9 protein-coding genes and 1 other annotated feature are annotated in these 11,329 nt (G+C 50.5%); of the genes, 6 read left to right on the plus strand and 3 right to left on the minus strand.

Features of this window, described 5'->3' with window-relative positions:
* The first annotated feature begins 242 nt into the window (after window positions 1-242).
* The 4 genes from R2X38_RS21895 (at window position 243) to R2X38_RS21910 (ending at window position 6,257) form a co-directional block, all read left to right on the plus strand.
* Entirely contained in the window at window positions 243-1,187 is a 945-nt protein-coding gene (locus R2X38_RS21895) for a TIGR01212 family radical SAM protein (RefSeq protein ID WP_317524479.1), read from the plus strand.
* Window positions 1,188-1,370: 183 nt separating this feature from the next.
* Complete coding sequence (locus R2X38_RS21900; protein WP_317524480.1) at window positions 1,371-3,197, plus strand: diguanylate cyclase; 1,827 nt, start codon at window positions 1,371-1,373, stop codon at window positions 3,195-3,197.
* A 127-nt stretch (window positions 3,198-3,324) separates the two neighbouring features.
* Window positions 3,325-5,691, plus strand: coding sequence for an aerobic respiration two-component sensor histidine kinase ArcB (gene arcB / locus R2X38_RS21905; RefSeq protein WP_317524481.1), 2,367 nt, complete (start codon window positions 3,325-3,327; stop codon window positions 5,689-5,691).
* Window positions 5,688-6,257, plus strand: coding sequence for a hypothetical protein (locus R2X38_RS21910; protein WP_317524482.1), 570 nt, complete (start codon window positions 5,688-5,690; stop codon window positions 6,255-6,257). The genes arcB and R2X38_RS21910 overlap by 4 nt, the downstream gene beginning before the upstream one ends.
* A 102-nt stretch (window positions 6,258-6,359) precedes the next feature.
* Here R2X38_RS21910 and arcA read toward each other — a convergent pair whose 3' ends face one another.
* Window positions 6,360-7,079, minus strand: a complete 720-nt coding sequence (gene arcA, locus R2X38_RS21915; protein ID WP_039467143.1) for a two-component system response regulator ArcA — start codon at window positions 7,077-7,079, stop codon at window positions 6,360-6,362.
* Window positions 7,080-7,473: 394 nt separating this feature from the next.
* On the opposite strand from arcA, the gene R2X38_RS21920 reads away from it, so the two are divergent.
* Together R2X38_RS21920 and R2X38_RS21925 are read left to right on the plus strand one after the other, a co-directional pair.
* Window positions 7,474-7,875: a DUF3293 domain-containing protein gene (locus tag R2X38_RS21920; protein WP_317524483.1), complete on the plus strand. Its 402-nt coding sequence runs from the start codon at window positions 7,474-7,476 to the stop codon at window positions 7,873-7,875.
* Window positions 7,876-7,948: 73 nt separating this feature from the next.
* The gene (locus R2X38_RS21925) at window positions 7,949-8,446 is read left to right on the plus strand and encodes a putative 4-hydroxy-4-methyl-2-oxoglutarate aldolase (protein ID WP_317524484.1); all 498 of its coding nucleotides are present in this window, start codon (window positions 7,949-7,951) and stop codon (window positions 8,444-8,446) included.
* A gap of 96 nt (window positions 8,447-8,542) precedes the next feature.
* Here the strand turns inward: R2X38_RS21925 and R2X38_RS21930 are convergent, their stop codons facing one another.
* Both R2X38_RS21930 and aceK read right to left on the minus strand, forming a co-directional pair.
* On the minus strand, window positions 8,543-9,001 hold the full coding sequence (locus R2X38_RS21930; protein WP_317524485.1) for a hypothetical protein: 459 nt from the start codon (window positions 8,999-9,001) through the stop codon (window positions 8,543-8,545).
* 138 nt (window positions 9,002-9,139) lie between these two features.
* The gene (gene aceK / locus R2X38_RS21935) at window positions 9,140-10,870 is read right to left on the minus strand and encodes a bifunctional isocitrate dehydrogenase kinase/phosphatase (protein ID WP_317524486.1); all 1,731 of its coding nucleotides are present in this window, start codon (window positions 10,868-10,870) and stop codon (window positions 9,140-9,142) included.
* A gap of 316 nt (window positions 10,871-11,186) precedes the next feature.
* Window positions 11,187-11,306, plus strand: a sequence feature (Thr leader region).
* Window positions 11,307-11,329: the final 23 nt, after the last annotated feature.

The raw sequence follows: 11,329 nt of genomic DNA on the forward strand, positions 1-11,329 counted from the left end.
ATCTATTCGGAAATAACCATCTATCTGCATAGTGGGTTTATTTGACCATGAAAAGTGTAGGGTTATGGGGTTGGGGTATAGACCAAAGTATTACAAAATGATGTTGTTGCTAATTTTCATTCCTTTTTCCTACCGATACATGGTGAAAAAAACGCCTTTTTTGTTCTCGCACAACTTTTGCCAATATCATCGGTGCTAACCTGTGCCGCTTTTTTCGACCCCTTGAATGACTAGGTGACAAGATGCAGCTGCATGAGCTCGTGAATACATTTGGCCAGGACCTACAGCGTCGCTACGGAGAGAAGGTACACAAACTGACCTTGCATGGTGGCTTCAGCTGCCCGAACCGTGACGGCACTATTGGCCGTGGCGGCTGCACATTCTGTAATGTTGCCTCGTTCGCCGATGAACAGGCGCAGCACAAGCCGATCACCGAGCAGTTGGCGCAGCGTGCCGGTGAAGTGAACCGTGCCAAACGTTATTTGGCTTATTTCCAGGCTTATACCAGCACTTATGCCGAAGTGCAGACGCTTAAGGCTATGTATGAAGAGGCGCTGGAAGCGGCTGATATCGTTGGCCTGTGTGTTGGTACCCGCCCGGACTGCGTGCCGGACGAAGTGCTCGAACTGCTGGCAGGCTACCGCGAGCAGGGCTATGAAATCTGGCTTGAACTCGGGCTACAGACCGCCAACGATAAAACCCTCAAGCGGATCAACCGTGGCCATGACTTTGCTTGTTATGAGGCTATCGCCAAGCGCGCAAGGGCGCTTGGGCTGAAAGTGTGTGCCCACCTGATTGTCGGCCTGCCGGGAGACAATCGCGAGGATAACCTGGAGACCGTCCGCAAAGTGGTCGATGCCGGTGTGGATGGTATCAAGCTGCACCCGCTTCATATCGTTGAAGGCAGTATCATGGGCTTGTCATGGAAAGCCGGCCGATTGGCCGAGCTCAGCCTTGAGCAATACACCGAGATTTCTGCTGAGATGATCCGTTTGACACCACCGGAGGTGGTTTACCACCGTGTTTCTGCCAGTGCCCGTAAGCCAACCCTGCTGGCCCCTGAATGGTGTGAAAACCGTTGGCTGGCAATGACGGAGATTGGCCGCAACTTAGATCAAAACGGTGGCCAGGGCACGGCACTGGGGCAGTCGTTTGAATATACCCCGCCGGTGCCTCGTTCGAGTTAAAACTTGCAACCAAACAACCAGGCTGGCATTAGCGGATGTATCGGTAAGTGTGTTAGATTACGAGTAAAATGACGTCAATTACTAAAATCAATGCATACTTCCTGTCAGGAACGCTCTGTTAGTCCGATATTGCTTACACTGCTAACCTTACTGGCCAGTTGCGGGGTGCTTCTGAGCAAGGGGATGTCTCGCCGCCTACTATTGCTGGGGGCGAGCTTGTTTGCTCCTGCCTCCTTGGCCTCAACCGTTTCCCAATGGTTTCAAGCTGACAATCCGGCGCTGCTTTTCTCTTTGTTGATCCTTGTGCTAGTTATCGGCGGAGGGTTACTAACCTTGCTATTTCATCACCTTGAAGCCAGTTCCTTCCGCCGCTTGCATGGCCAGCTTACCCTGATGCCTGTTGCTGTTGCGCTTGTCCGTAAAAAGGATGGCCATTTGATCTATGGCAACAAGCCCTGTCGCCAGTTGCTGGGAGTACGCAAGATTAATGAACGCTACCTCTACCCCGATGGACTCAGCAGCAAGATGCTGTGTGACTTCCTGCGCCCCTTTACCGGCCTGAAAGCATTCAGGGATGTTGATGAGGCCTTGCTTCAAAGCAATGGCAAGGTGATCCCACTGCTGGTTTCAGGCCAATCGATCCGATGCCAGTGGCAGCCTTGCTGGTTGTTGTTTATCGATTCGCCCCGCTCCCGTCATGGTGAGCAGACAAAGCTGGAAAATGAGCAGCGGATCTTCCAGCAGGTACTGAACTCCCTGTCGGAACTGGTGTATTTCAAAGATAAATCAGGCAAGCTGATTGGCACCAATAAAGCCTTTGATCGTTTCTGGCGGGGTAGGCTCGATGAAGGGATCACCGAAGAGCAGGATATCGGCGCTTTGGGCAATACCGCGTCCCATACTTGGACCACGGCCCCCGATGGTTCGAGTCGGCTGTTGGAAACCAACTGTAATTTGTTGATCGGTGATACCGGCGAGGCTATCGGTACCCTTAGTATCAGCCATGACGTGACGGATTGGCATGAGATGCAGGAGGTATTGAAAACCGAAATTGAAAAGCGGGAAGTGACCGAACAGGAGTTGGCCCAGCGAAATACCTTACTTGACACTATCCTCAGTGCCAGCCGGGATCCGATAGCCTTATATAATGAGCATGGTGTCTATGTTGGCTGTAACGAGCCGTTTGCACGCTCATTGGGCTATACCCAGCAATCGTTGCTGGGTAAGTCTGCGGCCGATGTGTTGGAGCCGGACAAATATGAGTTGTTCCGGCAGACCGATTTGCAGGTTATCCAGCAAGGGATCAGTGTCAAACTCGATGACTACGTGATTTTGGAAGATGGTACGCCTATCTGGTACGAAGTCCTCAAGTCACCCTACCGGGATCCAACCGATGATACCACCGGGGTGCTGATGATGGCCCGGGATGTGACCGAGCGTAAGATGGCCGAGCAGCAACTTGCCGATGCCATCATGGAATTGCAGGAGCTCAGCTTTGTTGACAGCCTGACCAAGGTTGCCAACCGCCGGAGTTTCGATGAGCAGCTGCGTAAGATGTGGTACAGCCATATCCGTGAACAGCACCCACTGACGCTGATCCTGTGTGATATTGATTACTTCAAGGCTTTCAATGACAACTATGGCCATCAACAGGGGGATTTTGCCTTGCGAGAAGTGGCGAAAGTGTTGCGCAGTGTGGTCAAGCGCGAGACCGACGAGGTCGCCCGCTACGGTGGTGAAGAGTTCGCCTTCCTGCTACCGAATACCAGCCTGGAAGGCGGCCAGGTAGTCGCAACGGAAATCCATCGGGCATTGGCCGAGAAAGGGCTGACTCACCGCTATTCGGATATCGCCTCGATCCTGACGGTGAGTCTGGGAGTAGCTACCCTGACACCGAAACCGAATCAGGATTATGGTGAGCTGGTGGAGCTGGCAGACGTGGCGCTGTACCGGGCCAAGGCGGCAGGGCGAAACTGTACCATGACCATGTCAGAAAAAGAGGCCGGGTAGACTGGAGCGTAGGTAATACGGCCGGACAACCAAAATGTGAAGGACGGCAGGCGATCGGAAAAAGCCTGCTTGGGTTCTCGGCGGCTCGCCATTATGATGGTGAAGCGGTAGTGAATAGGAAGCAATAATGAAACACATCAAAGTACTGGCACAATATTACGTTGATCTGCTGGTCAAACTAGGACTGGTTAAGTTTAGTTTGTTACTGGCCCTTGCGCTGGTGGCCTTGGCAGTGGTGGTGCAGATAGGCGTCACCTTGGTTTTGCAGGGCGAAGTGCTGGATATTGATATTGTCCGCTCGGTGTTCTTTGGTTTGTTGATCACGCCGTGGGCCGTTTATTTTCTATCTGTTGTGGTGGATCAACTAGAAGAGTCCCGCCAGCGCTTGTCCAAGTTAGTCACCAAGCTAGAAGAGATGCGCTCGCGTGATATGCAACTCAACAAGCAGCTGCATGAAAACATCAACCAGCTCAATCAGGAAATCGAAGAGCGGGAAAAGGCAGAACAAGCCCGCCTTGAAGCGATGCAAGATCTTGAAAACGAAGTCTACCAGCGCGAAAATGCCCAGCTGGAATTGGCCGAGCAGAGCGCATTGCTCAAGTCTTTCCTCGATGCCTCGCCTGATTTGATTTACTACCGTAATGAGAAAGGCCAGTTCTCCGGCTGTAACCGGGCGATGGAAGAGCTCACCAATCGCACCGAAAAACAATTGGTTGGCCTCACGCCTTGGGATGTCTACAGCGAAGAAGTGGCAAGCAAAATCGCCGAAACAGACCAGCAGGTGTTCAACAATAATGTCTCTTTGACCTACGAGCAGTGGTTGGAGTACCCCGATGGCCGTAAGGCTATTTTTGAGTTGCGTAAGGTACCGTTCTACAGCCGTGACGGCCGACGTCTGGGTTTGATGGGCTTTGGTCGTGATATTACCGAGCGCAAGCAGTACCAGGATGCGCAGGAGAAGGCAAGCCGCGACAAGACCGCTTTCATTTCGACCATTAGCCATGAGTTACGTACCCCGCTCAATGGTATCGTGGGTCTTAGCCGGATGTTGCTTGAGACCAAGCTCGATCAAGAGCAGAGCGACTACATGCGTACCATCTATGTCAGTGCCATCACTTTGGGCAATATCTTCAACGATATTATTGATATGGACAAATCTGACCGTCGCCGCCTCGAACTGGTGCCTAAACCGCTCGACTTCCATGACTTTGTCTCTGAGATGGAGAATATCTCTGGCCTGATGGCAAGCCAAAAAGGCCTACGCTTCGACCTCGAGCGGCTGACAGAGCTACCTGAGTGCATTGAGGTAGATGGCACCCGGTTGCGTCAGGTGCTGTGGAATCTGATCAGCAACGCGACCAAGTTTACCAAGGATGGCGGTGTGGTGATGTCGGTTAGCAGCGAGGTGGATGATGAGCAGGCTCATATCACCTTCGAAGTTGAGGATAGCGGAATCGGGATCCCGGCGACAGAGCTCGATAAGATCTTTGCCATGTACTATCAGGTTAAGGATGAAGACGACAACCTGCACGCCGTTGGTACCGGCATCGGCTTGTCGGTGTCCCGCCAACTGGTGCAGATGATGGGCGGAGATATTACCGTCAGCTCGGAAGTCGGCGAAGGCAGTACATTCACCGTGACAATCACCGCCCCATTGGTTGAGCGTGTCGTTGAAGAGGAAGCCTTGCCAACCGCGCCGCAGATCAGCCTGAATATCTTTATGGTGGAAGATATCGAGCTCAATATTACGGTAGCCAAGGCTCTGTTGGAGAGTCTGGGCCATGAGGTCACGGTGGCGATGCGCGGTGACGAGGCCCTGGAGATGTTCGACCCTGAAGCCTATGACTTGGTACTGCTTGATATCCAGCTGCCGGATATGACCGGCTTTGATGTCGCCGCCAAACTGCGTGAGCAGTTTGACTACCTGCCGGCACTAGTGGCCCTGACCGCGAATGTTATCAAGGATAAAAGTGAATATCTGGCCAAAGGTATGGATGATGCAATCAGCAAGCCGCTAAGCGTCAAGGCAATCACTGAAGTGATCCAGCGTTTGGTGCTGACATGCCCGCTGGATGAGGAAGAAGGAGAAGAGTTGGTGATTGAGAATGAAGGCCCGCAAGGGGTTAGCGATGAAATGATCAATACCTTGTTGGATCTGGAAATGCTGTCGTCCTATGTGGAGATTGTCGGTACCAAGCCGGTGTATGACAGCATTGCAATGTTTGAGGCCAAAATGCCGGAATACATTGCGATCCTCGACTCCAACATGACGGCCAAGGATCAGGACGGCATCAAGTTTGAGGCGCATAAAATTAAAGGGGCGGCCGGCTCCATTGGCCTCAAGCATATCCAGCAGGTTGCCCAAAAGGCCCAATCGCCGGAATTGCCGGCCTGGTGGGAGAATATCAACGATTGGGTCGATGAAATCAAAGAAGGCTACCACAATGATCTTAAGGTGCTTAAAGACTGGTTAGCCCAGCAGGAGAGGGGATGATGAGAACTGATGCAAGAGCGTTGCTGCTAGCTGCAGGGATGATATTGGTTACAGGCTGTGGTGAAAGGGCGCAAGAAGCAGAATCCAAAGATCCTGCTGTTGTCGGAGAGCAAGCCGACCGCGAAGCGCCATCTGCCGAGGAGGCTCCGGTGACCTTACCGGCGGAGATTGATATCTGGCAATCCCCACAGGAGCTGATGCTGTCAGACGTGACCGTCTATTTGGGCAGTGAGCTATGGCTCAACAGCATGCCGGTGATCGGTGACGATGGTAGCCAGCCCGCCAATAAACTGCATGCCTCTATCCGCTTGTTGACGCGCGATATGAAGCCACTGCCTAAAGGGGTGGAAATCATGCAGGTGATGATAGCGCAGGACGACCAGCAGTGGTTGGCGCAGGAAAACCTGGAGATTCGCTCGGAAGGTGAAATGAGCCTGGAAGTCAGTATGCGTGGTGGGCCGGAGTGGCTACCGGGTAGCAAGGCTGATATTGCGGTGACGGTACTTTACCAAGGTCAGGAGCAGGTAGTGATCCAGCAAGAGGTATTGATCAGTCAGGTGTTCTGATTGGTGGTTGTAATTCGGCCTCAGCCATTTCCGTTGTTACAAAAAACAAAAACAAAAAAGGCTCCGAAAGGAGCCTTTTTGCTATGCCAAGAGCCGGAGAGATTATTCTTCTTCCAGATCACCGCAGAAACGGTAACCTTCACCGTGGATTGTCGCGATGATTTCCGGGGTATCAGCCACGGATTCGAAGTGCTTACGGATACGGCGGATAGTCACGTCGACAGTACGGTCATGTGGCTTAAGCTCACGGCCGGTCATTTTTTTCAGCAGCTCGGCACGTGTCTGGATCTTGCCTGGGTTTTCACAGAAGTGAAGCAGGGCACGGAACTCAGAGCGTGGCAGTTTGAACTGATCACCGCTTGGGCTAACCAATGAACGGCTGTTGATCTCAAGCGACCAGCCGTTGAACTCGTAACGCTCAACCATACGCTTGTCTTCAGTTGGCAAGCCTTGGTTCATCGCACGGGTTAGTAGGTTGCGAGCGCGGATAGTCAGCTCTCGAGGGTTGAATGGCTTAGTGATGTAGTCATCAGCACCAATTTCCAAACCAAGGATCTTATCCACTTCGTTGTCACGGCCAGTCAGGAACATCAGTGCCATGTCACCTTGCTCGCGTAGTTCACGCGCAAGCAGCAGGCCGTTTTTGCCTGGTAGGTTGATATCCATGATCACTAGGTGAACTGGGTGCTCAGAAAGCATCTGGTGCATTTCAGCGCCGTCATTGGCTTCAAATACTGTGTAACCCTCTGCCTCAAAGATGCTTTTCAGGGTATTACGTGTTACGTGCTCGTCTTCTACAATTAGAATGTGAGGGGTTTGCATTGGCAGTACCTAATTTCTAAAAACGGAATCTGGTCAAAAACAGAATAGTAAAATTCTATATAAAAAATTCACATACAGGCAAAAACTTGGGAGAAATACGTGCTTGGTCGTATTTCCTCATTTTCCTGTTGGTACGCCATCCATTTATCCAGCTCATCATGACATGATGATTTTCGCTGAAAAAGCCCAAACTTAGGGGCATTGGCTACAATTTCCGTGGGATGGCGACGATTGTATTCACTTAACAGCTCGCTAACAATATAAGTGCATTGTTTCCGTGCTGCTTTCGGGCACTTTATTGATTTACATCAAACAGTATGAAGTGTATTACGACTCTCTACTTTGTTTAACATTCGCTACAAAAAAATGCATCGTCCCTCAGGTGTCACTTTCTATGTGTGAAAAAAAATCGCTATGGTGTAGCTACCAATCGATCATCTTTAATCTTAAGCAACACCCTGTTTACCCTTGCTTTGCAATTCTAACAGCATTTAATCCGAGAAGCATCGTTCTTAGCAAGAAAGACAACCTAGTTCGACATCAAAAGCTTGAGTTAGCGCTCAAATCACAATGCGACAGTGTGTTGCCGATCAGCTGCAGCGCCCCGGATGGGCAGTGGCAGGAATTAGGCTTTATCGTGCCACTGAGCAAGGAGGCCGCATGTTTGGAAGCCCGGCGCTGGGAGCAGAACGCAATTTATTGGGTCGAAGGTAACGAGCTGTTTTTAGTGCCAGTTTTACTCGACGGTGTGGAGACACAAAGATTGGGTGATTGGCCGAGCTTTCTCTACACTTAACGTAGCCCCAAAGGAGATGGGGAAAAAATGGCCTTGGATAGGGAAGGCAACAAAGACAATAAAGGAGCCTGCGATGAAAGATTTAACCCCGGATTTATGCGATCACTTTGAACAGGATGTGCGTTGGTTACCGCTGACTCTGCAGAATTATGGTGGCCGGACGGTATTCTATGGTGAAGTAGTTACTTTGCGGTGTTTTGAGGACAACAGCTTGGTGCGAGATATCCTCTCCCGCGAAGGTAAAGGAAAAGTACTGTTTATCGACGGGCACGCTTCTTGTAACAAAGCCCTGCTTGGCGATCAGCTGGCGCTGCTGGCCCAGAAAAGTGGCTGGGAAGGGATCATCATAAACGGTGCTGCGCGCGATGTCGGGATCATTGCAACGTTGGATATCGGAGTTAAGGCATTGGCAACCTGTCCGGTGAAAACCGTCAAGCGCCAAACCGGTGAGGAAAACGTCACGCTTACCGTTGCCCATACCTTGGTGTATCCGGGAGACATGCTCTATGCCGACCTCAATGGTATTGTCTTTAGCAAGCAGCCGCTTGATCTATCCGTTATCAATTCGTAGTGAAAGGCCTGATGGCAACAAGGAACCCAATAGCAAAACGCCTGGCTGAGCCAGGCGTTTTGCTAGGTTTACGGGAAAAGAGGTGATGGAATAGCGCTAGAAACGAAAGCCTATCCCGAATTGGTAAATTTGCTCCAGTGACTCATAGTCGAGCGTAGCATGCAAGTTCAGCCTTTCCGTTACTTCATATTGGCTCGATACCTCCACACTCATCACTGTGTCTTGGTTCTGCGTTTCGGAAGTCACGGCACTTTGTAAGCTCAGTTTCGGGGTGAAACTATATTTCACTCCGGATAACAGCCCACGACTGGCTGATTGGTTTTCGTTGCCGCTTTTCAAGCGGGTACTGAGATAAAGCTCAGTGTTATCTGAAATAGAGTAGGCATAGCCGCTGTCGATTTGCCAGAGATCGAACTGCTCTGCGCCTTTGGACTGGGATGACATAAACCACCCAGAAGACGAATTATCGTCAAGTATGTTCAATAGCCTGCTTTCTGCTGCTGTTGTTGGTAACGCCACTACCAGCAGGGCAATTGTGATTAGCCATGTACGCATTCATCACCTTCCCTGTTTTATTGTTGTGATTTTTTGTATGTATCCTTAACAAAGTACCATCAAGAACAAAATAATATTAAGCCATTTAGTACAAAAATGACACAATGGTTTTGCATTGCTGAGACATTTTTGCCCTATTTAGCTAGGCCTCAGGCCGAAAATGAGTCGTTGCTGGTTACTGTAAGGGAAAACATCTTCGAATTTGCCTTCCTCGATATTGCTCTGCAATTGCTGCCAGTATTGGGGTTCGAACAGATCACTGTGCAGTTCGTTGAAAAGCTGCCTAACCTTTGGATTGATCAGCAGGAAGGTCCGAAACTCTTCCGGGAAGACATCATTAACCCCGACACTGTACCAAGGTTCTGCCGCCATCTCGTCTTCCGGATAGCGTGGAGGTGGGATCTGGCGGAAGTTCATCTCCGTCATGTAGCTGATCTCATCGTAGTCGTAGAACACTACCCGCTTGTGGCGGGTCACCCCGAAATTCTTGAACAGCATATCGCCGGGGAAGATGTTGGCGGCCGCCAGCTGCTTGATGGCCTTGCCGTATTCATCAACCGCATGGCGCAGATCGTCATCGTTGGCTTGCTCAATATACAAATTGAAAGGGATCATCCGCCGCTCGATATACAGGTGCTTGATCAGGATTTGTTGTTCGGTGACCTTGACGATAGACGGGGCGACCTTGAGCAACTCTTCCAGTAGTTCGTCACTGAAGCGGTGGCGGTCGAAGCTGAAGTTACGATATTCCTGGGTATCGGCCATTCGCCCTACCCGGTCGTGCTCTTTTACCAGCCGATATTTTTCCTTCACCACGGCATGGCTTATCTCTTTTTGCGGGGCAAATTTGTCTTTGATTATCTTGAACACAAAACCATAGGACGGCAGGGTAAATACCGACATCACCATGCCTTTGATCCCCGGCGCTAACACGAACTGATCATCGGAATGTTCAATATGGTGGAGAAACTCGCGGTATAGCTCGGTTTTGCCATGCTTCTGGCAACCTATTGCGGTATAGAGCTCTGCCTTGGTTTTGTTTGGCATCAGTTCACTGAGGAAACGGACCAGTGCGGCCGGTGCTGGGGCGTAAACCATGAAATAGGAGCGGGCGAAGCCAAACAGGATACTGACCGCATCGACATCCACTAGGCAGGCATCGACATACAGCTTGTTTTCGTTGGTAGTGAGAATAGGGAGCACGATAGGGAGGTGGTGGTCATCGTCAAAACGGAGACGCCCTACCAGATAAGCAGCTTTGTTACGGAAAAACGGCTCGCGGATCATTTCGATCACTGGTGGTGGATTGCCAACTGCTGCCAAATGCTGGCTGATACGCTCGCTGAGCAACTGGACATCCCGTTGCTTGTCCTCCCATTCGAGGCTGAACGGCGTATCATCGAGGATCCGGCTCAGCAAGGTGTCGAGCGTCGCCCCGGTATTGTACAGCCGGCTGAGGTTGGTCGGGTAAATAGGGATCCTGCCTTCCTGCGAGCTATGGACAAACAGCTTGTCGCGTTTGATATTGCGATGCTCGAAGATCCGGCAATAGACTGAATTGAAAAAGCTCTCGGCAATATCGTAACGGGGGTAATCGAGCAGCAGATCCTCATAGGCATTTTTGACCGCCATCAAAAATGCGTGGTTGGCATAGCGCTTACCCAGCATGATGGTAATTTGGCTGGTGACGAGTCCGACATGGTGGTCATAGAACTTGATACGGGTCTTGAGCGCCTGTTGAACGGCTGGCCAATTCTGGCTTTCGAAGCGCTCCTGCGCGCCGGCCGTCACATCCAAAAATCGGCCATACATGGCATCGAAACCTTGCAGAATCGTATGGGCGACAAGTTGTTCCATAGCAGCTGTCATCCGAACTCCCTATTCTTATCAAGTTAGCCTACAAGTGACGGCACATTGTTCCCAAGCTCAAGATTCCCTAGCTCAGGCGCATCATCCTAAGTTGCTTAATTATTCACCATATCTACTATGCATGGTGTTTTAGATAACTGCAATAAAATGATATCAACCATACCTTAATGGTATAGCTATGCTGCTAGTTTTACCTGCATTTTGCTAGTTAAATAGACATCTTGCGGTAAAAATAAGGTTGACTCGGGAAAATGATTACGGTAAACGTAAATGCATACATATATTGGTTATCTTTTTAGGACACCTATGTTTAACGCATTCAGCATGAATACAACCACCATTATTATTACCGGCACCATGATTGCTGGGGTGGGCTGATGCGCGAAAGAATTGCAAAAAAAAGCCCACATCCCAAAAAGATGTGGGCTTTTTTTTAACCTGATATTTCATCCTGGAGTG

This window comes from Photobacterium rosenbergii, from assembly GCF_033022775.1.
In the GTDB taxonomy this organism is placed as follows: domain Bacteria; phylum Pseudomonadota; class Gammaproteobacteria; order Enterobacterales; family Vibrionaceae; genus Photobacterium; species Photobacterium rosenbergii_A.